General features: G+C 39.5%; 26 protein-coding genes. 15 read left to right on the plus strand and 11 right to left on the minus strand.

Going from position 1 to position 25,153, the window contains the following annotated elements:
• A partial coding sequence (locus OC25_RS27380; RefSeq protein ID WP_156131524.1) for an IS3 family transposase occupies nucleotides 1-141 on the plus strand: 141 nt, incomplete at its 5' end.
• Between the two features lie 98 nt (nucleotides 142-239).
• On the opposite strand, the gene leuS is transcribed toward OC25_RS27380, so the two are convergent.
• Nucleotides 240-3,068 (minus strand): leucine--tRNA ligase, encoded by a 2,829-nt coding sequence (leuS, locus tag OC25_RS17850; RefSeq protein WP_039478874.1) that lies wholly within the window; start codon nucleotides 3,066-3,068, stop codon nucleotides 240-242.
• Nucleotides 3,069-3,589: 521 nt separating this feature from the next.
• Nucleotides 3,590-4,015: a hypothetical protein gene (locus OC25_RS17855; RefSeq protein WP_039478876.1), complete on the minus strand. Its 426-nt coding sequence runs from the start codon at nucleotides 4,013-4,015 to the stop codon at nucleotides 3,590-3,592.
• A 202-nt stretch (nucleotides 4,016-4,217) separates the two neighbouring features.
• Between OC25_RS17855 and OC25_RS17860 the strand changes: the two genes are divergently transcribed.
• From OC25_RS17860 to OC25_RS17920, 13 genes are all read left to right on the plus strand, one after another.
• Entirely contained in the window at nucleotides 4,218-5,096 is an 879-nt protein-coding gene (locus OC25_RS17860; protein ID WP_039478963.1) for a cell division protein FtsX, read from the plus strand.
• On the plus strand, nucleotides 5,096-5,323 hold the full coding sequence (locus OC25_RS17865; protein ID WP_039478878.1) for a DUF3098 domain-containing protein: 228 nt from the start codon (nucleotides 5,096-5,098) through the stop codon (nucleotides 5,321-5,323). The genes OC25_RS17860 and OC25_RS17865 overlap by 1 nt, the downstream gene beginning before the upstream one ends.
• A 38-nt stretch (nucleotides 5,324-5,361) precedes the next feature.
• Nucleotides 5,362-5,565: a type II toxin-antitoxin system VapB family antitoxin gene (gene vapB, locus OC25_RS17870; protein ID WP_039478879.1), complete on the plus strand. Its 204-nt coding sequence runs from the start codon at nucleotides 5,362-5,364 to the stop codon at nucleotides 5,563-5,565.
• The gene (locus OC25_RS17875; protein ID WP_039478880.1) at nucleotides 5,565-5,933 is read left to right on the plus strand and encodes a type II toxin-antitoxin system VapC family toxin; all 369 of its coding nucleotides are present in this window, start codon (nucleotides 5,565-5,567) and stop codon (nucleotides 5,931-5,933) included. The genes vapB and OC25_RS17875 overlap by 1 nt, the downstream gene beginning before the upstream one ends.
• Before the next feature lie 29 nt (nucleotides 5,934-5,962).
• A complete protein-coding gene (locus OC25_RS17880) occupies nucleotides 5,963-6,757 on the plus strand; it encodes an undecaprenyl-diphosphate phosphatase (RefSeq protein WP_039478881.1) in 795 nt (264 codons plus the stop codon).
• Between the two features lie 124 nt (nucleotides 6,758-6,881).
• Complete coding sequence (truB, locus tag OC25_RS17885) at nucleotides 6,882-7,613, plus strand: tRNA pseudouridine(55) synthase TruB (RefSeq protein ID WP_039478883.1); 732 nt, start codon at nucleotides 6,882-6,884, stop codon at nucleotides 7,611-7,613.
• Nucleotides 7,610-8,470 (plus strand): YitT family protein, encoded by an 861-nt coding sequence (locus OC25_RS17890; RefSeq protein ID WP_039478885.1) that lies wholly within the window; start codon nucleotides 7,610-7,612, stop codon nucleotides 8,468-8,470. Before truB ends, OC25_RS17890 begins: the two co-directional genes overlap by 4 nt.
• A 118-nt stretch (nucleotides 8,471-8,588) precedes the next feature.
• Complete coding sequence (locus OC25_RS17895; protein WP_039478966.1) at nucleotides 8,589-9,581, plus strand: bifunctional riboflavin kinase/FAD synthetase; 993 nt, start codon at nucleotides 8,589-8,591, stop codon at nucleotides 9,579-9,581.
• Between the two features lie 59 nt (nucleotides 9,582-9,640).
• Nucleotides 9,641-9,994, plus strand: coding sequence for a hypothetical protein (locus OC25_RS17900; protein WP_039478887.1), 354 nt, complete (start codon nucleotides 9,641-9,643; stop codon nucleotides 9,992-9,994).
• 97 nt (nucleotides 9,995-10,091) lie between these two features.
• A complete protein-coding gene (locus tag OC25_RS17905) occupies nucleotides 10,092-12,305 on the plus strand; it encodes a cation:proton antiporter domain-containing protein (RefSeq protein ID WP_039478888.1) in 2,214 nt (737 codons plus the stop codon).
• 99 nt (nucleotides 12,306-12,404) lie between these two features.
• On the plus strand, nucleotides 12,405-13,439 hold the full coding sequence (locus OC25_RS17910; protein WP_039478890.1) for a DUF2157 domain-containing protein: 1,035 nt from the start codon (nucleotides 12,405-12,407) through the stop codon (nucleotides 13,437-13,439).
• A gap of 51 nt (nucleotides 13,440-13,490) precedes the next feature.
• Nucleotides 13,491-13,841, plus strand: a complete 351-nt coding sequence (locus OC25_RS17915) for a DUF1016 N-terminal domain-containing protein (protein WP_039478892.1) — start codon at nucleotides 13,491-13,493, stop codon at nucleotides 13,839-13,841.
• 34 nt (nucleotides 13,842-13,875) lie between these two features.
• The gene (locus OC25_RS17920; RefSeq protein WP_039478894.1) at nucleotides 13,876-14,298 is read left to right on the plus strand and encodes a secondary thiamine-phosphate synthase enzyme YjbQ; all 423 of its coding nucleotides are present in this window, start codon (nucleotides 13,876-13,878) and stop codon (nucleotides 14,296-14,298) included.
• Nucleotides 14,299-14,305: 7 nt separating this feature from the next.
• Here the strand turns inward: OC25_RS17920 and OC25_RS17925 are convergent, their stop codons facing one another.
• The 5 genes from OC25_RS17925 to OC25_RS17945 all read right to left on the minus strand — a co-directional run bounded on the left by OC25_RS17925 (nucleotide 14,306) and on the right by OC25_RS17945 (nucleotide 18,007).
• Nucleotides 14,306-15,274 carry a YihY/virulence factor BrkB family protein gene (locus OC25_RS17925; protein WP_039478895.1) on the minus strand — a complete coding sequence of 323 codons (969 nt, stop codon included), beginning with the start codon at nucleotides 15,272-15,274 and terminating at the stop codon, nucleotides 14,306-14,308.
• A 130-nt stretch (nucleotides 15,275-15,404) separates the two neighbouring features.
• Complete coding sequence (locus tag OC25_RS17930; protein ID WP_039478896.1) at nucleotides 15,405-16,724, minus strand: alpha/beta hydrolase; 1,320 nt, start codon at nucleotides 16,722-16,724, stop codon at nucleotides 15,405-15,407.
• Nucleotides 16,725-16,803: 79 nt separating this feature from the next.
• Nucleotides 16,804-17,181, minus strand: coding sequence for a DoxX family protein (locus OC25_RS17935; RefSeq protein WP_039478898.1), 378 nt, complete (start codon nucleotides 17,179-17,181; stop codon nucleotides 16,804-16,806).
• A gap of 4 nt (nucleotides 17,182-17,185) precedes the next feature.
• On the minus strand, nucleotides 17,186-17,596 hold the full coding sequence (locus tag OC25_RS17940; RefSeq protein WP_039478901.1) for a VOC family protein: 411 nt from the start codon (nucleotides 17,594-17,596) through the stop codon (nucleotides 17,186-17,188).
• 6 nt (nucleotides 17,597-17,602) lie between these two features.
• Nucleotides 17,603-18,007, minus strand: coding sequence for a transcriptional regulator (locus tag OC25_RS17945; RefSeq protein WP_209435611.1), 405 nt, complete (start codon nucleotides 18,005-18,007; stop codon nucleotides 17,603-17,605).
• Nucleotides 18,008-18,175: 168 nt separating this feature from the next.
• Here OC25_RS17945 and OC25_RS17950 point away from each other — a divergent pair, with 168 nt between their 5' ends.
• On the plus strand, nucleotides 18,176-19,165 hold the full coding sequence (locus OC25_RS17950) for a GlxA family transcriptional regulator (protein ID WP_039478905.1): 990 nt from the start codon (nucleotides 18,176-18,178) through the stop codon (nucleotides 19,163-19,165).
• 340 nt (nucleotides 19,166-19,505) lie between these two features.
• Here OC25_RS17950 and OC25_RS17955 read toward each other — a convergent pair whose 3' ends face one another.
• From OC25_RS17955 to OC25_RS17975, 4 genes are all read right to left on the minus strand, one after another.
• Complete coding sequence (locus OC25_RS17955; protein WP_039478907.1) at nucleotides 19,506-19,895, minus strand: LiaF transmembrane domain-containing protein; 390 nt, start codon at nucleotides 19,893-19,895, stop codon at nucleotides 19,506-19,508.
• A 700-nt stretch (nucleotides 19,896-20,595) separates the two neighbouring features.
• Entirely contained in the window at nucleotides 20,596-21,285 is a 690-nt protein-coding gene (gene rpiA / locus OC25_RS17960; protein WP_039478969.1) for a ribose-5-phosphate isomerase RpiA, read from the minus strand.
• Nucleotides 21,286-21,752: 467 nt separating this feature from the next.
• Complete coding sequence (locus OC25_RS17970) at nucleotides 21,753-23,708, minus strand: c-type cytochrome (protein ID WP_039478911.1); 1,956 nt, start codon at nucleotides 23,706-23,708, stop codon at nucleotides 21,753-21,755.
• 11 nt (nucleotides 23,709-23,719) lie between these two features.
• Nucleotides 23,720-25,129: a 3-keto-disaccharide hydrolase gene (locus OC25_RS17975; protein ID WP_039478913.1), complete on the minus strand. Its 1,410-nt coding sequence runs from the start codon at nucleotides 25,127-25,129 to the stop codon at nucleotides 23,720-23,722.
• Between the last annotated feature and the right edge of the window lie 24 nt (nucleotides 25,130-25,153).

A 25,153-nucleotide genomic window follows, 5' to 3' on the forward strand; every position in this document is an offset into this window, starting at 1 on the left:
AAAAAGTACTTGTCAGTAGAGGTGTTACAGAATGATATTGATGAGTACATCGATTACTATAACTACAATAGGATTAGGTTGAATCTAAAAGGAATGAGCCCGGTTGAATACCGAGCTCACATCCAAATAATTAATTGTTAAGTTTGTCTAAACTTTTGGGGGCAGTCCATACTCAATCCGGGGTTTCTTTTTTAAAGTTTATTCAAGCTTTGCGCTTTAGTCTTTTTGCTTTTAGCTTTTTAAACTACCACATTGATAATCTTTCCTTTTACGAAAATGATTTTCTTGGGTGCTTTTCCATCTAAAAACTTCTGGAAATGTTCATCAGCCAATAAAATGCTCTCTACTTCTGGTTGCGCTAAAGTTAAGCTCAAATTCAGGTTCATTTTCATTTTACCGTTGATAGAAACCGGATAAGCGAACTCGTCTTCTACCAGATATTCGGGTTTAAAAGTTGGGAAAGCTGCATAAGAAAGCGTTCCGGCATCGTTACCCAATAATACCCAAAGCTCCTCACAAATGTGCGGTGCATAAGGCGAAAGGATAATCACCATATCTTCTAAAATCTGGCGGTTTTTACATTTCAGATCGGTTAACTCATTTACAGCAATCATAAAGCTCGATACAGAAGTATTGAACGAGAAACGCTCGATATCATCCTGCACTTTTTTAATGATTTTGTGCAAGGCTTTCTGCTCGGCTTTAGTTGGTACCGCATCGTTTACATGGAATACCCACTCTTCATTGTGGAACAAACGCCAGAATTTACGTAAGAACTTAAATACGCCCTCAATACCGTTGGTGTTCCAGGGTTTGCTTTGCTCTAACGGACCCAAAAACATTTCGTACATGCGCAAAGTATCGGCACCGTAACGCTCAATCAAATCATCGGGGTTAACCACGTTGAATTTCGATTTCGACATTTTTTCTACCTCAACACCACAAATGTATTTTCCACCTTCCAAAATAAATTCTGCATTGGCATATTCTTCTCTCCAGGCCTTGAATTTATTTAGATCCAATGTATCGTTTTCTACAATATTTACATCAACATGCAATGCCGATGTTTTATATTCCTTTCTTAAACCAGCAGAAACATAGGTATTGGTTGGTTTACCGTTCTCATCATTAATGCGGTAAACAAAATTACTTCTGCCTTGAATCATGCCTTGATTAATCAGCTTTTTGAAAGGTTCTTCTTCTTTGGTATAACCCAAATCCTTCAAGAATTTATTCCAGAAACGGCTGTACAACAAGTGCCCTGTAGCATGCTCAGAACCACCGATATACAAATCAACTGCCTTCCAGTAGTCAACTGCCTCTTTTGATGCAAATTCATCATTGTTATTGGCATCCATATAGCGGTACCAGTACCAGCTGCTACCTGCCCAGCCTGGCATCGTACTCATTTCGTAATGACCGCCTGCTGCAGGTATCCAATCTTCGGCCCTCGCCAAAGGTGGTTCACCGGTTTCAGTTGGCAAATATTTATCAATTTCGGGCAACAACAAAGGCAATTCTTCTTCCTGTACCAGGTAAGGCAAGCCATCTTTAAAGTAAACCGGAATAGGCTCGCCCCAATAACGCTGGCGACCAAAAATCGCATCGCGCTGACGGAAGTTTACTTTCGCTTTTCCAAAGCCTTTTTCTTCCAGCCAGTTATTTAAAAATGCGACAGCCTCTTTATATTCCATTCCATTAATGAAACCCGAGTTGATATATTTTCCTTCTTTGGTTGGATCGGCCTGAACATCTATGTCTTTTTGCGCATCTAAAATCTGAACAATTGGTAAATTAAAGTGAGTAGCAAATAACCAGTCGCGCTGATCGCCACTTGGTACACCCATTACCGCACCTGTTCCGTAACCAGCCAGCACGTAATCCGCAATCCACAATTGGATACGCTCGCCACTTACCGGATTAATTACGTAAGTACCGGTAAAAGCACCCGAAACCGTTTTGGTATCGGCCATACGGTCTAACTCCGATTTCTTTTTGGTTAAAGCAATATAAGCTTCAACAGCCTGTTTTTGTCCAGGTGTAGTTAATTCGGCTACCCATTCGTGCTCTGGTGCCAGTACCAGGTAAGAAACGCCAAAAATGGTATCTACACGGGTGGTAAAAACTTCTATATATTTTTCAGTATTCAGTTTTGAGTTTTCAGTTTCTCCAACTGCCAACTGCGAATTGTCAACTGCAAACTTAACTGATGCCCCTACACTCTTCCCAATCCAGTTGCGTTGCATTTCTTTGATCGGCTCCGGCCAATCAATGGTATCCAAACCTTGCAAAAGACGATCAGAATAAGCTGTAATGCGCATACTCCATTGCATCATTTTCTTTTGCTCAACCGGGAAACCGCCACGCTCAGAAAAACCATCTTTTACTTCATCATTTGCTAAAACGGTACCCAGGGCAGCGCACCAGTTTACGGTACTTTCCCTTAAATAAGTTAAGCGGTATTTTAATAATTCTTCTTGTTTTTCCTCTTCTGTAAAAGTTGCCCAGTCACTTGGCAGGAAAGATTTAACGTCATCATCGCAAACAGCTTTCACATCAGCAGATCCTGAAGCATTAAATTTTTCGATCAAAGTGGTAATATCTTCTGCCCTGTCGTTTTCGATGTTGTACCACGAGTTAAACAACTGCATAAAAATCCACTGTGTCCATTTGTAGTAAGATGGCTCACTGGTACGCACTTCCCTGCTCCAATCGAAAGAGAAACCAATCTGATCTAACTGACGGCGATAGGTTGCAATATTGGCTTCGGTGGTAATGGCCGGGTGCTGACCTGTTTGTATGGCATATTGCTCTGCGGGTAAACCGAACGAATCGTAACCCATTGGATGCAATACATTAAAGCCTTTAAGGCGTTTGTATCTCGAAAAAATATCAGATGCAATGTAACCCAGTGGATGGCCAACATGCAAGCCTGCACCCGATGGGTACGGAAACATATCTAACACATAATACTTTGGCTTTTCAGAATTGCTTTCGGCTTTAAACGTTTGATTGTCTGCCCAAAATTTCTGCCACTTTTGTTCTATTTCTTTGAATTGGTAATCCATTGCAGGTTTTAAAATTTTTTAATGCGCGAAATTACGCAAATAAAGGGGTTTAGTAAAACTAAATTTTAGCGCTAAAAGCAAGGCTTTTTCGATAAAAAACCTCGCAGGTTTTAAAAACCTGCGAGGTTTAAAGTGCCAAATCTTCTTAACTATGCTCTGATGATTTAGCTGGTCAATATTTTTCTGGAAAACGGGCGGTTCTGTTTTTCATCGGAGGATTCAGCCTCGCTATCCGTTTGTAGTGCCGACGTGAGGCCGGCAGCTACCACTGCTATCGCCCGCCTGAACGAACGGGCAGGGGTTTATTTACCACAGATAGCTGCTCAATGGCTGCCACCTAAACCCGACCGGAGTGGGATGCTGTTTTTTTCAACCAGCAGAAGCGGGGGCGGGACCATATTAACCTAAGTCTTACTACAACTGCTTTCCAAACTAAAAAGGTATCGATTATCTATCATAACAACAAAAGCGCCATTGATTAGAAACCAATGGCGCTTTTAAATAATAAGGAGATCTGAATATTATCTCGATAAGTAGTAAACCTTTTTTATCCTGTTGTTAATGGTTGCGGTAAACTGAAATTGACTCCCTGTCAAGCTGTTAACCATACAGAAATTATTTCCATCATTCAGCTCCATGGTAAACTGATCGGAATAAATAATCTGATAAGTACCGATAGTTCTGTTTCCTGAAAGGCTTATTTCTACCTGATCATCGTTGTTCGATTTGTAATCAACATAATCGCTGGTTTTGCCATAAGTTACATCGCCATTAATTTTGGTAGGATCTTTTAAGGTCTCATCGGCTGTATAACCGGTAGTAACAATCCTGTTCAACTGCCATCTGCCCATCATTTGGGCTTTTAATGAAGTAGTGTCTTTTTTACAAGAAATAATTGTACTGGTAACAATTAATAGCAGGCTTAGTAACGCTATTTGTCTTTTCATAGTTTAGATTTAGTCTTAAGTTCTTATGATTAACGGCGTTTCAACAAATTTCGTACCGCATTTTTACAAAAGGATGAATTAATTAAAGAATTTATGCTTTGAACTAAAACTTTAACCTAGGTGTTAATGTTCATTTAAGGGCCTTTTAAATTGGTGTTTATCAGGTATAATTTATATTTTCGCAGAAACAAAAATGAAATACATGGAAGAATTCGAAGTAAGTGATGCATCTAAGAAAACCAAAACCGTATATATCTCTACTATCATTAGTATTGCTTTGGTTTTATTAATGCTGGGGCTGCTTGGGTTGGTACTTGTACACGCCAAAAACCTGTCTAACTACGTTAAAGAGAACATTGTTTTAAATATTATTGTGGATGAAGGCGCTAAAGAAGCGGATGTACTGGCCTTTCAGAAGGAGTTAAATACTAACCCGGCTGTTAAGCAAACACAATATGTAAATAAAGAACTTGCAGCCAGAAATTTAACACAGGATTTAGGTGAAGATTTTGTTAACTTTTTAGGTTACAACCCCTTAACCTCTACTTTCGATGTGTATTTAAAAGCAGAATATGCGAACAACAAAAGCATCGATGCTTTAAAAGCCAGTATTTCGAAAAATCCGGTGGTTAAAGAAGTGGTTTATCAGAGTTCGTTAATTGATATGGTAAATAAAAATATCAGTACCATTGGTTTAATTATTTTAGCCTTTGCTATCCTGCTGTTAATCATCTCTATAGCACTGATAAACAACACCATACGGCTAGCCATTTATTCGCAACGCTTTTTAATTAAAAGTATGCAGCTGGTTGGTGCAACGAAAAATTTTATCCGACGTCCTTTCTTACTGTATGCTGCCTTGCACGGTTTAATTGCGGCCTTTATTGCCATTATTATCCTGCTGGCCACTTTAATATATGCCCGTAAGGAAGTGCCTGAAATTATAATTTTAAATAATTATACCGAATTTGGCTTCGTATTTATAGGCCTGTTAATTGTGGGCATATTTATAACCGGTATTAGTACCTGGTTTGCAGTAAGCAGATATTTACGTTTAAAATCTTATCATCTTTATAGATAATGGCAGAAAAAAAAACAAGTCCGGTTGTTAAGGACGTTAAAAGCGAATTGGTTTTTACCAGAAAAAACTATCAGTTATTGTTAATCAGCATTGCTATTGTAGTGGTTGGTTTCATTTTAATGATGGGTACCATCGGCGATATCTACGATTTCAGAAGAACCCTCCTTGCACCTGTTGTTGTACTTTTTGGTTTCGCTTTCGGGATTTACGCCATTTTAAAAAAATAATTGCTTCGGCAATTACGCGTTTTTGTTAACTTTAAAGTATGACTACAACAAATCTACAACTCGAAATTAATTCGCTTCCCCTAAACCTTAGGCAGGAAGTTGCAGATTTTGTGGCTTTCTTAAAAACAAAACACCAAAACACCCCGAAATTAAAATCACGCGAGTTTGGTTATGCAAAAGGCAAGATCAAATTATCTGACGATTTTGACGAGCCCCTCGAAATGTTTTCAGCATATAGGTAATGGCTTATTTATTAGATACCCATACTTTTTTATGGTTTGTTGCCGGAGATAATCAGTTACCGGCCTCGATTAAAAAGAAGTTGTTGGATATTAATGAATCTTGCTTTTTAAGTATTGCTTCCCTATGGGAAATTGCCATAAAAAAACAAATCGGAAAGCTTGATTTAAAAATAGGCTTTGAGGAACTTTTTCGCTTTGCAGAACGCAACCAGATTGAAATCATTTCTATTAATGAAACTCATCTTACTACGTTACTAAGCCTTGACTTCCAAAACAATGATCCCTTCGACCGGATTATCGTATCACAAGCCCTTTCAGAAAATTTAATATTAATTTCCAGGGATAAAAAATTAAAAACTATAAAATAAAATTACTGTGGGAATAACCCATTAAGCATATGAACTCTTTTCAAGCCATTGTCCTTGCCATTATTGAAGGAATAACCGAATTTTTACCTGTTTCGAGTACCGGACACATGATTGTGGCCTCATCGTTTATGGGCATTGCATCAGATCCATTTGTAAAGCTATTTACTATTGCCATACAGCTGGGTGCAATTCTCTCTGTTCCGGTATTGTACTTTAAAAGATTCTTTAAATCAATTAATTTTTACATTAAACTATTGGTTGCTTTTATCCCTGCAGCTGTTTTTGGATTATTATTGAGCAAAAAAATCGATGAACTTTTAGAAAGCCCGATGGCAGTTGGTATTTCTCTGCTGGTAGGTGGTATAATTTTGTTATTTGTTGATAAATGGTTTAACAAAGCTACCGTTGACCAGGAAGAAAATGTAAGTTATTTGACGGCTTTAAAAATTGGTTTTTTCCAATGTATTGCCATGATACCTGGCGTTTCACGCTCGGGAGCCACTATTGTTGGTGGCATGAGCCAGAAATTAAGCAGAAAAGTTGCAGCCGAATTTTCTTTCTTTTTAGCCGTTCCAACCATGTTTGCAGCTACAGCTAAAAAACTTTATGATTTTTATAAAGAAGGTCACACCATTACGCACGAACAAACCAACCTCTTAATTATTGGTAATGTTGTTGCCTTTATTGTAGCCCTTTTAGCCATTAAGAGTTTTATTGGTTATTTAAATAAAAATGGCTTTAAAGTTTTCGGTTGGTACCGGATTGCTGCCGGCTTAATTATTATCATCTTATTACTGAGTGGACACAACTTACAAATTATCTAACCGCCATAAATATCTTAACCACAGACAAAAAAGATAAATACAGGCAATAAGCATCTGTATTTATCTGTGCGCATCTGTGGTAAAAAAACAATATCGAATCCTTATCTTTGCGCAAAAAAGATTTGTGAGTACCGAAAATCCTAAATTTAAAGATTTCAATTTTGCCGAAGGCGAATTGCTGTTGATTAATAAACCATACAAATGGACTTCTTTTGATGTGGTTGGTAAAATCCGTAATTCTTTAAAACCATTAAAGCTAAAAGTTGGCCATGCAGGCACTTTAGATCCCCTGGCAACAGGTTTGCTGATTATCTGCACCGGTAAGTTAACCAAGCAGATTGACACCTTCCAGGCCGAAGAAAAAGAATATACAGGCACCATGATACTGGGCGCCACTACTCCATCTTTCGATATGGAAACGGAGGTTGACGAAACTTTTGATATCAGCCAGATCAGCAACGAAGAAATTTATGCTGCCTGCAGCCCTTTTATTGGCGATATTGAACAATACCCACCCGCACACTCTGCAGTAAAGGTAAATGGCGAACGTTTATACGTTAAAGCCAGACTGGGCGAAGAAGTAGAACTGCGTAAACGCTTTGTAAGTGTTCCTGAATTTGAAATTACCCGCATCGAGCTTCCTGAAATTGATTTTAGGGTGGTATGCAGTAAAGGAACTTACATCCGTTCGTTAATATCCGATTTTGGTAAACAACTTAACAACGGCGCCTATCTTTCTAAACTTACCCGCACCCGTAGTGGAAACTTTTTGCTTAAAGATGCGTTTGAGGTATTAGAACTTGTTAATTATATTCGTAGCAAGAAAGAAGAAGCAAAAACCCAGGCGGAGGTATGAACCACATTAAAAACAGGAACACCAGATTTGTAAAAGAAATCTTTTTAATCATTGCAGGTGTAACTTCGGCATGTTTTGGCCTCAAAAGCTTTTTAATGCCCAGCCACTTTATTGATGGTGGCGTAACCGGTATTTCGCTCTTATTAAGCACTTTAACAGGCTGGAATTTATCGTATCTCATTGCCTTGATCAACGTTCCGTTTGTAATACTGGGCTACCGCCAAATTGGAAAAGGCTTTGCCCTAAAAACCGCAATAGCCATAGGTGCACTTTCGCTGGCCTTAATTTTTCTGCCCTTCCAACCCATTACCCACGACAAACTATTGATTGCCTTTTTCGGCGGACTATTTTTAGGCGGCGGTATTGGCCTGGCCATGCGCGGCGGCTGTGTAATTGACGGCACAGAGGTATTAGCACTTTACATCAGTAAAAACAGTATTTTAACTGTAGGCAACATCATTCTCATTTTAAACATCATCATTTTTGCCTTTGCAGCCTACTTTTTAAACATCGAGACCGCGCTTTATGCCATTTTAACCTACCTATCGGCATCGAGCACCATCGATTTTATTGTAAACGGTATTGAACAATATACCGGCGTTACCATCATCTCCGAACATCAGGAGAATATCAAAAACTTTATTATTAACGAGATGAAACGTGGGGTTACCATTTATAAAGGTGAAGGTGGTTATGGAGAAAAAAATGATATAGATATTATTTTTACCGTAGTAACCAAGCTAGAAATGAGCAAATTACAAACTGCCATCAGACAAATAGATGCCGATGCTTTTGTAATACAGCAACAGATTGCAGATTTAAAAGGAGGCGTTGTTAAACGACATGCCTTGCATTAGAACTTTACCACGGATTTGCACAGTTAAACACAGACACTTGAATATTTAAATCCGTGTTAATCCTTTTAATCTGTGGTTATTTATTTTGCCAACAGGCAATGATTTTAATTTAATTACATTGAAAATATACCATAACCTATCCGAATTTTCGAAATTAGATAATGCTATTGTAACCATCGGTACTTTTGATGGTGTACATTTTGGTCACCAGAAAATTATTAACCAACTGGTACAAAAAGCAAAAGCCGATAATGGCGAGAGTGTAATCCTCACTTTTTTTCCGCACCCCAGAATGATTATTGATCCTGAAAACCAGGATTTAAAAATGATCAATACCATCAACGAAAAAGCCGATATCCTTAAGAACCTGGGCGTCGATCATTTGATTATTACTCCGTTTACGCGCGATTTTTCTAATCAGTTGCCTGAAGATTATATTAAAAATACCTTGGTTGATAATATTGGTACCAAACACATTATCATAGGTTACGATCATCGGTTTGGTAAAGATCGCCAAGGCAATTTAAATGATTTAAAAGCTGCCGGCCTGCACTATGGCTTTACTGTTGAAGAGATAATGGAACAGGATATCCACGATGTAGCGGTAAGTTCAACCAAAATACGGCAGGCACTTTTAGCCGGCGATGTAAGTTTGGCCAGCGATTACCTGGGCTATCCCTTTTCTATTTTCGGCAGGGTAATTAAAGGCGATAAAATTGGCCGTACCATCGGTTTTCCTACAGCAAATATCTTTGTTGAAGAAACGTATAAACTCATCCCCGGCGACGGTATTTACGCAGTAACGGTTGAAATAAATTCGGCGCCGAGCGTTGAGAGCTTGGCAACTGATCAACGCCAAACCTCAAACCCCATACTCCAAACTTACCAGGGAATGGCCTACATTGGGCAGCGCCCCACCATCAATGGTATGACCAGGAATATTGAGGTCAACATTTTCGATTTTAACCAGGAGATTTACGGCCAGGACATTAAAATGAACTTCTTAAAATTCTTACGTCACGATGTAAAATTTACCGGCCTAGAAGCTTTAACCATTCAGTTACAAAAAGACAAAGAAGCTACTTTAGCTTTTTTCGAAACGATAGCTTAAAAAGCATAAAATCACGTTTTTTCTTTCAAAAAAGCCTCATTTTCGCTATATTAGCAGCAATGAGGCTTTTTTACATCATTTTCTTCTTTGCCATTTCCATTCCTTTTGTGGTATTCGCATCGCAGAAAAAACAAGATGATGCCTTATCTAAAAGCCAAAAAACGACTTTCGTAACCTGTAAAAAAAGTAAGCAACTCAAAAGCGATTTTCAACCCGATACGGATAGTCTGCAAAAAGATCTGGTTAATAATCCTGTGCTTAAAATATCCTCATCGCCTTTTTTACTACTTGGGTTTTTAGTATTTCTTTTCTTTAAGCATAATATCGCCGATACCAAAGCTGCAATTAAAAGATTAAATTATAATTATTGGTGCCTTTTTAAAATGCTGTACCCAAAACATGTTTTTTGGTAAGTAATTTCATTTTCTAACCACAGTGATGTGGTCTGATTAAAAATGCCGGGGTATACCCCGAACATAAATTATTTAATATCATTACTCGTTTTTACAGATGCATTTACCAGATTTAATTGCCGATTTAGGGTTAATTCTTGCTGCCGCAGGAATAACCACACTTATATTTAAAAAAATTAAACAGCCCCTTGTTTTGGGCTACATACTGGCTGGCCTTTTGGTTGGCTCGCACCTTAACTTTTTCCCTTCTGTTACCGACACCAAGAGTATTAACATTTGGGGCGAAATTGGTGTAATTTTCCTGCTCTTCAGTTTAGGTTTAGAGTTCAGTTTTAAAAAATTAGTCAAAGTAGGCGGTTCTGCATCCATTACCGCTATTGTGAAGGTGCTGTTCATCATCCTGGTTGGTTACTTTGTAGGTAAAGCCATGGGTTGGGCCGATATGGACAGTTTGTTCCTGGGTGGGATTTTATCCATTTCCTCAACCATGATTACCATCAAGGCCTTTGAGGAGCTTGGCTTAAAACATAAAAAATTTGCAGGGTTGGTTTTTGGCGTTCTAATCGTAGAAGATTTGGTAGCCATTTTACTGTTGGTGTTATTTTCTACGCTCGCAGTAAGTCAGCAATCGGCTGGTACCGAAATGCTTTACTCTATTTTAAAACTGGCCTTCTTTTTAGTTTTATGGTTTTTAGGAGGCATTTTCTTAGTTCCTTCATTTTTAAAAGCCACCAGAAAATTAATGAACGATGAAACCATGTTGGTAGTATCGTTAGCATTGTGCCTGGTTATGGTTTTACTCGCCGACAAGGTAGGCTTCTCGCCTGCGCTGGGCGCATTTATCATGGGCTCAATTCTGGCCGAAACTACGCAGGCCGAGCGAATCGAACACCTCACCAAATCGGTGAAAGATTTATTTGCCGCGGTATTTTTTGTTTCAGTAGGGATGCTGATCGATCCGGCTATGCTGGTTAAATACTGGGTACCTATTTTAATTGCGACATTGGTGATTATTATTGGAAAAATCATTTTCACCATTCTGGGAGCACTACTTTCTGGTCAGCCGTTAAAAACTTCGGTGCAATCGGGTATGAGTTTGGCGCAGATTGGTGAGTTTTCGTTCATCATTGCCTCATTGGGTTTAACCTTAAAAGTGACCAGCGATTTTCTTTACCCCATTGCCGTAGCCGCAGCAGCCATTACCACCTTTACCACGCCCTACCTGATTAAACTTTCAGAGCCTTTTTACGAGTTTTTAAAACGTATTTTACCAAAAAAATGGCAGGATGGAATTGAGCGCTACAGTTCGAGTACAGAGGGGATTACAACCTTAAGCGATTGGAGGATTTTATTAAGATCGTACATTTTTAATACCATTATTCATTCGGTAATTATCATCGCCATTATTTTTCTGGCCTATCGTTATGTACAGCCTTTTATTGTACGCAACATTGCCAATAGCCTGACCTCAATTATTATTAGTGTAATTGTTTCCTTCATTCTGATGTCGCCTTTTTTATGGGCATTATCTATACGCAGGATTCAGAAAACAGCCTATTCACATCTTTGGCTGAATAAAAAATATACCCGCGGACCACTAATTGCCATTGAGGTTTTCAGGATTGCGCTGGGGATATTTTTCGTTGGTTTTTTAATGTACGAATTCTTCGACACCTGGATTGCAGCAGTTATTGCACTGGGGCTGATTATTTTCGGCATGGTTATTTTCTCCAGAAAACTGCAATCGTTCTACGACAGGCTGGAAAGGCGTTTTATGTTAAATTTAAATGCCCGTGAGAACCAAAAACCTGCTATTTTACCCTGGGATACCCACTTAACTGAACTGACTGTCTCGCCCGAATCGGAAGTTGTAGGCAAAACACTTACCGAATTAATGATCAGGGAAAAATACGGGGTAAATATTGCACTGATTGAACGTGGCAGAAACAACATCCCTACCCCTGGCCGGGATGAAAGGCTTTACCCTAACGATAAATTGCTTTTGATTGGGGCCGACGACCAACTGGCTGCAGTAAAAACCATTTTAGAAGTAGATACACCAGAAAATGCAGCGGAAAACAATTTCCCGAATAAGGAAATGACCTTGCAAAGAGTAGTGGTACATGCCGAATCGCCAGTATATGGCCTAAGTATCAGAAATGCCGGAATCCGCGAAAAAGCACAGGCGCTTATTGTGGGTATCGAACGTGGCGCCAAACGCATCTTGAATCCTTCGTCTGATTTTGTTTTCGATACGGGAGACGTAATTTGGATTGTAGGAAACAATAAGAAGATTAAAGAGGTTATTTAAATGTCGGAGGTCATTGGTCGGAAGTCAGGGTTCCAAAAGCTGGAACTAAAAACTTCGGACTAATGAATTAAAAACATATCTTCGTACAGAACCTAACCTATGAAAGTCGACAGAGAAAAGAGTGAATTTCTGGATGATATGATTGAGCAATGGCAAAGCGATGGCTTAATTAACGAAGAAACCGGCGATAAGCTCCGTAAAAGTTATGAGGCTAAAAACTTCGACTGGTTACGCCTGGCGCAATATGCATTTTGGGTAGCTTTGGCCTGCGGATTTATTGCCCTGGGCTCATTACTGATAGACAATTCGATTTTAAACTACTTAAAAAGGGTTTACAACACACCCAATATTGTAATTGCAATAGTATCGGGTGGCTTAGCGGGCTGGTTATATATTTTAGGTTTCAGGCGAAAAAAAAGCCTTCCCCACCTCAAATTCAGCAATGAAGCTATTGTTTTCTCTGCCATTTTACTAACGGCAAATGCCATTGCCTATTTTGGCAAAGTACTGGATAATGGCTCTGGTAATTTTTCAATTCTCATCCTGATTTCGGTTTTCATTTACGGAACCCTTGGTTATATATTTAATTCAAGGCTTATCTGGATTTTTGCCCTGATTTCTTTAGGTGCCTGGTTTGGTACCGAAACTGGCTACCTTAGCCGATGGAATTATTATTTCCTGGGTATGAACTATCCATTGCGTTTTGTTGTTTTCGGAGCAGTGCTAACTGCAGCATCGTTCATTATGAAAGCCATCCCAAAAACTCAGCATTTTTTCCTTGCAACCTATATCGCCGGAATGGTGTATCTGTTTGTATCGCTATGGGCGCTGTCGGTATTTGGAAATTTCGCCAGTCTCGATGAGTGGTACAAAGTGAGACAATTGAGTTTATTCTACTGGGCATTAATTTCGGCAGCTGTTTGTGCAGCCAGTACGTTGTTTGGTTTAAAATACCGCGATGATATTGCCCGGGAATTTGGCATTACGTTTTTGTTTATAAACCTCTACACACGCTACTTTGAGTATTTTTGGGATAGCTGGCATAAGGCCTTATTCTTTTCTGTTCTGGCGGCTTCTTTTTGGCTTATAGGAAGAAAAGCTGAAAAGATATGGAATGTGGAGTTTTTGAAATAAGGAAGATTATTGCAACATGCATTTAGGCGACAAGTTTTAAAGGTTTTTAAAATGGAAATAAACAACCAAAATCTGTTTAATAAAGTTATTGAATTGTTGGTTAAGGCGCGACAGAAGGTATCGCAAACCATTAATAATACAATGGCTACAGCTTACTTCGAAATTGGCAAAATGATCGTTGAAGAGGAGCAGCAAGGAAAAGAAAGAGCTGAGTATGGCAAACAAATTTTAAATGAGCTTTCTGAAAAATTAGTTTCTGAATTTGGCAAAGGCTTTTCGAAAAGAAATTTAGAACAAATGCGTCAGTTTTATCTAACTTACTCAATTGCGCAGACAGTGTCTGCGCAATTGAGTAAGGGTCAGAAGCTGTCTGACGAATTCAAAAATATCCATATTTTCTAAAGGTGTTTAGAAAGTCTAAAATCAATTAGAATTAATGAAAATATACCAGCAAGCCCTAACACTCAGAGAAAGAAGAAGAGGCTTCCATATCATTACCAGTGAAATTGAGTACGCCCTACCCCAGATTGCCGAAATTTCGGTGGGAGTATGTCAGGTTTTTATTCAACATACTTCAGCATCATTAACCATCAACGAAAATGCCGATCCAACCGTCAGGGCTGATTTTGAAATGTTTTTCAATAAAACGGTAAAAGAAAATGATCCGGATTATGAACATGATTATGAAGGATCGGATGATATGCCTGCACATTTAAAAGCAGCACTTTTAGGCAGTTCGGTAACCATCCCTATTCGTAATGGCCAGCTTGCACTGGGCACCTGGCAGGGCATTTATCTTTGCGAACACCGCAACTACGGCGGGCAAAGGAACCTGATTATTACCGCATGGGGCGCTTAGCTACAGCTTAAGATTTCTTTACTTCTTCTTTTATTTCAGGGTGATTATCCTGTATGGAATTATTTCCGGTTTCTACCTCAATTTCTTTTGTGGTTACGGCATAGTGAGAAGGGTAAATTTCTGATCCAAAAGCCACTGCATAGGCTTTGGTAAACTCGGCACCAAAATACAGGATTATGGAAGAATAATACGTCCATAGAAGCACAACCACCAGCGAGCCTGTTGCACCATAAGTACCGCCCACATTGCTTTGCCCAATGTATAATGAAATGGCAAACTTGCCAATCATAAATAAAACGGCGGTAACAACTGCACCGGCTGTAACATCCTTCCACTTGATAATGGCATCGGGTAAAACCTTAAATATGACACCAAATATCAATGAAATAACAGCCAATGTAACCACCTGGTTTAAGATATAAAAAACTACTATCGATACATCTTCAAACCTGGCTTGTAATCCTTTGCTAAAAGCATCCAGTAAAGAAGTAATGGCTAACGATACGAGCAATACGAAACCAAGGCTAATAATTACCGAGAACGACAAAAAACGGTTCTGCAGCATTTTTACCCAACCTCTCTTTGGTTTCGGCTTCAGTCCCCAAATGGTATTAATCGAATCCTGAATATCGCCAAAAACCGTTGTAGCTCCGAGCAATAGTGTAAATATGCCAATAATTAAAGCAATGGTGCTTTTTCCATCCAGGTAGGCATTTTTGATAAGTTGCTGTAAGGACGTTGCAGACTCACGACCTAAAAAGCTTTCCAACTGGGCATAAACCTGTCCTTCTGCAATTTCGCGACCTAAAAATATGCCGCAGAGCGAAATGATTACAACTAACAACGGTGCCATCGAAAATACAGTGTAGTAAGCCAAGGAGCCACTTAGCTTGGTAACCTTATGATCGGTAAAACCTGTAAATGATGCCTTCAACACAGACCAGATTGCCTTTAAAGTAATTTTATTCTTAGCCATAGCAGTTTAAGGATGATATGTTAATATTTAAACCGCCGTTTTTTCGAATTGTTTGAGATTATGTTGATGGCTTAAACAACAAAGCCCCGGTTTAAAACCAGGGCTTTGTACTCAATTCGCTTGATATAAACTATTTGGCTTTAATCCATTGGGCAATGTCGTTTACCAAAGTTTCTGATACACTGACCGCCGCCTGGTATTGTGCCATGGTGCCTTTTTCGCTTTGCGAACTTAAAAGGTGGTTCAAATCCGGATAAAATTTAAGCACTACGTTTTTCTTTTTTGCTAATGCTGCATTCCATAGATCGAAATCGGTTTTACCTACCTGAAAATCATTTCCACCTTGTAAAACATAAATTTTGGGTTTGCTCAGGCTTTTTGCAACTGCTACCTGGTTGTACGAATTTAAGTCGGCCCAATATTTTGCAGGAAGACCTAAAATAACTGAATCGGGCTTAATAGTAGTGCCCAATTGCGTAATCCTGCTTTTGTCAATCTCAACCATGGCATCGGCCAATTGCTTTTTAAAAGCAGCAGTGGTATCATTGGCCAGATTAAACATATAATTATTCTGATCTACAATAATATCAGTTAGCTTTCTGGCAGGTGCCGCAGCCAGAATAATTCCAGCCAAATCGGGTGTAAGTGTTGCCATTTTAGGCGCCAGCATACCACCAAGGCTATGTCCAAATACATAAACACTTTTCGGATCAGCTCCTGCAACGGTTTTAGCCATTGCTATAGCTGCACCAGCATCATCCAGCACTTCTTCTTTTACGGTATAAGGGCTTGCAAATTCATTTGGGTAAACCAAAGTCCGTTTTACATAACGAATAGAACCAATGCCTTTTGAAGCTAGGCCACCAGCCAAATCTTTAAACGGTTTGTTAGCGCCAACAGTTTCATCCATATCTCCAGGCCCCGAACCATGCACAAAAACCACCATAGGAAAGTTTTTAGCATTTTTGGGTGTGGTTACAATTGCAGCCAGCTGCTTTCCGGCAGGACCAACATATACCGATTTTTCACTGTACAAGCTGGTATCTACATAACTTGGTTTTAAATAACTCGCTACTTTTTTCGATGGTGCCAGAAATATTCCCACTATCTTTTGCTGTTTATTGAAGCCAAGAATAAAGTTCTGATCGCCATTGGCAAATTTACCTTCCACCGTAACTGAAAAAAATTCGCCCTGCGTTTTACTTTGAATGGCATCAAAAGATTCTGATTTACCAAATTTAGTCCCGATATCACCCCAAAGCTTCTTTAAACTTTCTTCCGGCAGTTTAGTTTTTAGTGTATCATCAAAAAAGGCGTGTGCCTGGGTAAACTTCTCTTCCTGTAACAGTTTAAAAAAATCGTTGGCACTGTTAAATAACTGGATTACATTTTGAGAAAATGCAGTAGTAGTAAACAGTAAGGCAATTATGAATAGGATACTTTTCTTCATCTATGTTTGTTTAGTGCTTTACACCAAAGTTAATAATATTTGGTATGCAAAAGCCTGTAAACAAACGAGCCATTTAGTTTTAACTATTTTTAACATTTGCCTGCACCTTCTTCCATAAAATATAGGGGATAAACATGATAACCAATGCTACTAAAGGTGGGATTAAAAGTGCCACACCATCGCCAACGAAAGCGCGCGAGGCAAAAGCACCGATAAAATTAATGGCAAAACCTGCAAATGCCCATTCTTTGATGGCTACAAATTTTTGTTGTAAAATGGCTAAAGCCCCCAGTAGCTTTGCAATGCCAACTATAATGAGGAGATACATGGGGTAGCCTAAATGTCTTAACACCTCTTTACCAGCTTCTTGCTGTGTTACCCCACCAAAGCCATCCATGAGCATCATCAGGGCAAAAATAATAGTGGCAATCCAGTACCACGTGCTTAACTTTTTCATTTTTTTATTGATTATCGTAATTAATTAGCCAGTTGTTTCCATAACGATCAGTCAAATCGCCAAAAATAGCCCCCCAAAATGTTTCCTGCAAAGGATGTACAGCCTTACCACCCTGAGCCAGTTTATTGTAAAACTGATGGGCTTCTTCTTCTGAGTTGCAATTGAGCATCATCGAAATGGCATTCCCTTTAATTAAACCTACTTCTTCTACCATATCAGTAGCCATAATTACCAGATCGTCTTTAGCCAAAACTGCATGTAAAATGCTTTTCTCCAGGTAACGGGGCATTTTAGTGGCTATGGGCGATTCGCCAATGGTTTGCAGGGTTAATTCGCCTCCAAGGCAAGCCTGATAAAAAATCATTGCTTCCCGGCAATTGCCGTTAAACGTAAGGTAGGAGTTGATATGTGCCACGAGATTCTATTTTAAGATGCCCACCATACAGCGCACATCGGTTTCATTTAAATATATTTCCAAACAATAACCATTGGGATCGATATTAGGCTCGTTCAGCAGCTTTTCGAAAGTCTTTCCTATCTGAGATACATCCTGCATAAAATCAGGAATCAGTTCACTGATGTAGGGGCCTTGCTGAATGGTAAAATGTTCCAGTGACGAATGATCTTCATCCATTTCCTCCACAGCTGCTTTGTATATAATTCCACGGTTTCCATCTGGCCGGCTAATACCAAAGTACCTGCGCCTGCCATCAGGAGGAAACAGTACATGCAGTTTTTGATGCGCTGCCAAAACACCATCAGGAAAAGAACTGGCAGTAATGCAAAGCACTTTAATATCTTGCTCTATATTGTAGGTTTCCATCATTTAACAATTAACAATACAAACATACGGTCAGCAACCGAGAGCTTTAAGCTGCATAAACGACAATTGCAGGGGTTGTTTACGACATTACAGCTCGTTATATTTGTATTGATAACACCAGCTCCCAACCTGTTGGAGATTCACCTAACCAATAAAAATAAGCATAGACTAATGAAACATGTATCTATCCTAATTCCCGAAACTGCCGTAATTGAAGCCATTGCCGACCCTCGCTATCTGTTTACTGCCGTTAACGAATTTTTACAGGCATCGGGCAAGCTACCATTGTTTAAAGTTGAACTTGTAGCCATGACCAAAGAAGTACGTTTAAATAACAGCCTTTTTTCGGTACATGCTGATAAACTGTTGCATGAAGTTGAAAATACCGATCTTATTTTTGTACCGGCTATTAGCGGTAACGTAAATTATGCGATGAATATAAACCGCGATTTGTTACCCTGGATTACCAAACACCATGCAAAAGGTGCCGAAGTAGCTTCGTTATGTTTGGGAGCATTTTTGCTGGCTGCTACAGGTTTGTTAAACGGCCGAAAATGTTCTACCCATTGGTTGTTTGCCAACCAGTTTAAAGAAATGTTTCCGGATGTTGAACTGGTAGATGGCAGCATTATTACCGATGCACAAGGGCTCTATTCAAGTGGTGGAGCAAACTCTTACTGGAACCTGCTTTTGTACCTTGTAGAAAAATATACCGACCGCGATACTGCTATTTTAGCTGCCAAATACTTCGCAATAGATATCGACAGGGAAAGTCAGCTGGCTTTTATGATGTTTCAGGGCCAAAAAGGCCACGAAGATGCCAAGATTAAAAAAGCACAGGAATTTATTGATGGAAACTACCAGGATAAAATTACCGTCGATCAACTGGCGGATATGCTGGCTCTTGGTCGGAGAAGTTTTGAACGAAGGTTTAAAAGTGCAACCAAAAATACGGTAATTGAATATATCCAAAGGGTTAAAATTGAAGCAGCTAAACGGAGTTTCGAATCGAGCCGCAAAAATATCACCGAAGTGATGTTCGATGTAGGCTATACCGATACGAAATCGTTCAGGGATGTTTTTAAAAAAATTACCGGCCTAACCCCTATTGAATACCGGAATAAATACCATAAAGCAGCACCGGTATTACAACAGGTTTAGTTGAAAAAGCTGAATGCAAAACCATTAATTTTAAAAAAAGTTAAAAAAAAATTAACCTGCGCACAATATATTCTATTAATAGCGTTTATGTATGTGAGAGCGTTAATTTAGATGACGGGGATGCTGCCTTAGGGTGGAATCCCCGTTTCTTTTTTGGTATGGAGAGAGGAGTACAGAGCATAGTGCAAAGCGTTTAAAACTTCCTCATATCCTTTGCTCTTTATGATTTTGCATCTGGCAAAGCACCCTATACTCCATGCCCTCTGCTATTTCCACAAAAAAAAAAGGGACACCTGTTCAAAAATGTCCCTTTCCAAAGTATATGATAGAGTTACAATTTTTATTCTCCTTTATTGCTAAAGTCAACTGGTTTCTTTTCGAAATACTGATCGAAGTTTTGAACCCTTTTAGGTTTTAAGATGACATATAAACCTAAACCGATCAATACCAAAGCTGTGCTGATTCTCGACACGTCAAAATCAAAAACAGTGATCGATTTAAGGGTAAATAAACCACCAATGATGGTTAAGGCCAGCCAGCCATTACCGTTAAAATCTTTGCGATAACCTAACCACAAACCAACACCTAACATAATCGTGTGCCATTTTAAGATCCAGTGTGGAATATCTATTCCCGAATTTCTAAGTAAGCAAACAGAACCGATTACTAAGATTAAAATGCCTAAACCAAATTGTTTATCAGCGTGATTTTTTTTGATGAAAGTTTCCATGACCTTTTGTTTTTATACTTCAAATGTAGCACGGATATGCACGCCGGAGAATAGCCTTTCCCTCAGTGATCAGGTTTTATCGGTGAGTGAAACAAAAGTGTCGGTAAAAATTTTGGGAAAATTTAAGATCCGGTGATTTTACCGGTGAATGGAGTATGATCAATTCTCAATTAGCAGTTAACAATTTTCAATCACTAGTTGGCAAATGACCAGGCACCAATAACCAATTTTCAATAAATCAATAATGAATGAACTTCGGATAAGATTGCTTCACGCTCACACCCCGCACTGCCCTTCGGTTCGCAATGACGATGAGGGATAATAATCAAGCACCAATAATCAATGACCAGTTGGTAAATGATCAAGCACCAATAACCAATTTTCAATAGATCAATAATGAATGAACTTCGGATAAGATTGCTTCACGCTCATACCCCTCCCTGCCCTTCGGTTCGCAATGACGATGAGGGATAATGATCAAGCACCAATAATCAATGACCAAAAATCAATTTAGAACTAATAAAGTATAACGCACCAGGCTATGAACTATTGACTATTGACCAATATTAATGACTATTGCCCCTGTAAAGCGCTTGGAGACAGTTAACCGATTTAAACAATTAACCGATTAACTTTTACAGTTCGCAATTGGCAGTTCACAGTACCAATAAGCTAATGACTAATGAACTACTGAACCATCCTATTCAAATACGATAATCTCCATCCCCTCGCTCATTATTACTTTTGAGGTGATGTTGATAAACAAACCATGCGCCAGCACGCCATTAATCTGGTTGAGACTGGAAGACAGTTTTGCAGGATCATCAATGAGGCCGAAATCAGCATCGATAATCAGATTTCCATTATCGGTAATAAAGGTTTTATTTTCTTTTACCCTGAGCTTGCCTTGTCCACCTAATAAGGTAATCTGATCGAAAACATATTGGTAGGCCAATGGAATGACCTCAACAGGTACAGTAAAGGCGCCCAGCTTTTTTACCTTTTTCGAAGCATCGGTAATTACAATAGCGTTTTTACTTAAAGAAGCAATAATTTTCTCTCTGAAAAGTGCACCACCTCCACCTTTAATCAAATCGAGCGATTCGGTAAATTCGTCTGCACCATCAATACTGATATCGATTTTACTTAAGCTGCCCAGATCAAGAATTTCTATCCCTAAAGATTTGGCCAGTTTTTCTGTCGCAACAGAACTGGCCGCTGCAGTAATCTTCAAACCTCCCTTTACCAAATCCCCTAATGCTCTAATGGCAAAAGTAGTGGTAGATCCCGTTCCCAAGCCCACAACATCGCCATCTTTAACATATTTTACAGCAGCAAGGGCTGCAGCCTGTTTTTCGGCATCTTGCTGGTTTTGATTGGTCTTTTCCATAAAGTAAAAATAGGAGTTAAATGTTACAGATTGTAAAAACGTTAAAATCATTTCGATTCGTGCGGACACGAATCAATGCGAAAAATGCAAAAAAAATTATAGCCAACACAATAAATCCGATTTACAGCGTTTATGTATATGAGAGCGTTAATTTAGATGATGGGGATTCTGCAATTGCGGAATCTCCATTTCTTTTTTCTGTCATCCTGAGCGTAGTCGAAGGATCTCTTTTCAGTTCCCTTACATAAAAAAATCGTCGTTGCGATAAGGCTTTTTCGGCCAACGAAGCCTGTCTGCTAGAGGCAGGTAATCTTTAAAGGAAAGAACTCCTGCATAAAAGATTGCTTCGTCGTTCCTCCTCGCAAAGACGAGCATTCCATTTGATTCTGGCGAAGTAAGGCTAACCCCATAAAAACAAAAACGGCTGATGTTTCCATCAACCGCCTTTTTACTTATTTAAGCTATTTTTATTTTAAAGAATTGATCCAGCTGGCAATTTTATATGCTTCAGCTTTGGTTACCTGAGGCATTGGAGGCATTTCTGTTGAGTAACCCGGCCAGTTTTGTGGCTGTGGATTGTGGATCAACTGAAATATTTTCTCAGGTGAATATTTACGTTTTGCAATTTCTGCAAACGGCGGACCAATTTGTCTTTTGGTTTGATTGTGGCAAGCCAGACAAGTGTTTTTTGTTAATAAACCTTCTACTTCTTTAAATGTTGGTGCTTTAGCCGTAGTTGCAGCAGTTGCAGGTGCTTTGGCTTCGGCTGTTTTTGCAGCAGCTGTTTTAGGCGCCGCTGTTTTTTTAGCCGGTGCAGATGTTGCCGGGGCAGCTTCAGAGTTTTTAGTACTCACTTCGCTCATGCTAAGCTTAGTTCCATCAGGAATCTGATTTAAGGTATAATAAGCTACCGGGTGAATCAGTGAATAGAAACCATCCTGCGAACGGATACCATCTAAAGTTAAAGTATGGATGTAATATTGACGCAGGTTCTGAACAATAATTCTTGCTTTCAATCCATCAGCAGAAACTTTAACACCTGAGATTTTTAATTTCTCGGTATTTACCGGTGGCGAACCATAAACCGGGTGGTATTTATAAATAAAACTCTCTGCATTGTAAGAAGCTAAATCTTCAGCAGATTTACGATCTACCGGCATAGTAAACTCAACTTCGAAACCATCAGGCATTGCCCTAACAGCTTTCATTTCGAAAGGTGTTTTATTGTTGTAAACCAATCTTTCTAAACCTTCATTGGCATCACCAGCTGATCCCCAGCCACGGTTGGTTTCTCCAACAAATAACGAACCATCTGTACCCCACTCTAACCTTAACACACCTGAACGGAAACCTTTACGGAACAAGAAGGCAGCGCCTTGCTCTTCACCTTTTACGGTTTCCATAAAAATTCTCGAAATGATACTCATACCCTGGTCGCCAACTAAAATCTGACCAGCAAATGGTCCGAATGTATTTTCAGGAATTTTAACCGGCTCAGCAGAAGAAATACCCAAAATACCGTAAGGTAACCAAACTGATGGTAAACGCAACTCAGGGAATACTTTCTTCATATCGAACAAAGTTTTGAAGGTTTCATTAACCCTGTTTTCTGGTTTAATGTATCTTCCCTGCTCGTTTTTAGTTCTACGCTCGTCTATTTGCGAATAAAAGAAATCAGACTGTAGCTTAACCGGAGAGTTTGGCAGGTTGGTCCACCTTAAACTTGCAGGGTGTCCCATAAAATCGCCTTTGTTTACTTTCCATAAACCACCCGATCCTACCCAGTCGCCCTGGTTTTCGGTGTAATAAAACTTACCGTCAATTTCGCCAATACCTGCAGGCGAACGGAAACCAGCTGCATAAGGACTCATTTTACCATCTTCGGTAATATTCATGGCCCAACCACGCATCGGTACGCGGCTTTCTGCACGCCACCATTCTTCATCTCCGAAGGCAACGTTAGCAGTAACCATAAAAGTGCCATCAGGCATTAACTTAGGTCCGAAGCTATATTCGTGGTAGTGACCACTTAAAGGCCATGCATATACGGTTTCGTACACATCGGCCTTGCCGTCCTGATCTTTATCAACCAGTTTGGTCAATTCGCCACGTTGCGCTACGTAAATAGCTCCATTTTTATAGGCAATACCTAAAATCTCGTGCAAGCCATAAGCAAATCTGCGCCAGTAAGGTTTGGTTGTTGTTGGGTTTTCTACGATAAATACTTCTCCTCTACGGGTAGAAAGCGCTAAATCGCCATTGGGTAAGGTAATTAATCCACCAACCTCTAAAATAGGTCCTTCGGGTACGCGTACTTTATTTATTTTGAAAAAATCTTCTTCTTTCGGTGTTTCCTGTGCAAAAACTGTAGTAAAGCTAAAACTTAATGCCAGTATTGCTAATTTCTTAAATGTATTTCTCATTACTATCACAATTAAAACAAAATGGTATAATTCAACTTACTTCCAATGGCTACAACCATTTCTTTCTTGCCATTTACATCTCTGATTACCGGTTTGGCAGTGCCATCAGCCAGCTGGATGTAATAAGATTTATCATCAACCAGGTATAAACCTTTCGATACTTCTTCGATATTTGAAGCAGTAGCTAAAAGGAAATACAAATCTTTTGAAGCATTGTCGATAGTAATTTCTCTGTTTAAACCTTGTCCGTTTTCCATCACTTTTACCGCATCGGTAACCGTGGTACCATAAATACTGTATTTAAAGGTAGGTCTTTCCTGTTTATCGAGTACATATCCTTTTGTACGGAAACCTGTACCAGCAGTATCAGCTACCCATCTATTCTGTGCATTGGCCAGTTTAGAAATGGCTAAAACAGGTTTTTGTGTAAAACGGGTTACGCTGCCTAATGCACGCGAGGTACCATTACCACGGCCATCCCACATTGGTGTTGCATCGATAAAATCACCGTGCCAGCCTTGCAATAGTGTTCCGTTGTCCAAATCATAGCTGTAAGCTGTTTTTTCTGGTCCGCCTACCGAAATGGCATGCACTGAACGTACGCCCGGCTGTACATCTACGAAACTTCTGATCATGTTGTTGCTTGCAGCTTCGATATAGATCGGATCTGCGCCACCTCTTTGGTCAGACTTAGGAATATCGGATAATGCTGTAATTACGATGTTTCTGAAAGCAACACTACCATGATCGCCTTGTAAACGCAATGGTCCGGTAGCTTTTTCGGCACCGGCAGCACCACGGGTAGCACCAAACAATTCTACATTTTCGTGAATGGTTACACCGTTAAGCACTACACTGATTACTTTAGCATTTTGGGTTTTCTTTCCCGAAGCATCAAATTGAGGTGCCTGGAAAACAATTTTAATGTGCTGCCATAAACCAGGTGCTTTACTTGCATTCTGACGTGGAGCTACGCCACCAAAACCTTTTTCGGCTTCTGGTTTGCTGTCATCCCAGCGTTGGTAAATACCACCGTTGTTAGATGAGGTTGCATTTCTCAATCCCCAGGCATCATCAATCTGGATTTCGTAATTACCTTGCAGATAAATACCAGAGTTTGCGCCTTTAGTGGTTAAATAATCAAGTTCTACTGCTACGTTACCATATTCGTTTACGGTAAATAAATCAGATCCGGCTTTTTTAGCCGAAGACTGGTTAACCAGAATTCCTTCGCCTTTGGTTGCTTTTAAAACATTTTCGCCGTTTAAATCGGCTACAACATTTTCGGCCAGCGACCAGGAATTTCCTGGGTTACGGAAAGCAGAAAGATCTTTTAGTTCAATGCGCTGGCTGTAGGCCAGCATGGTTCCACAAAGCCAGAGCATGGCTGTAAAACCCGTCTTTGAGACGTTTCGTATCATATATTTGGTTTCATTTGTGCCGGC

Source organism: Pedobacter kyungheensis (genome assembly GCF_000812965.1).
Lineage (GTDB): Bacteria > Bacteroidota > Bacteroidia > Sphingobacteriales > Sphingobacteriaceae > Pedobacter > Pedobacter kyungheensis.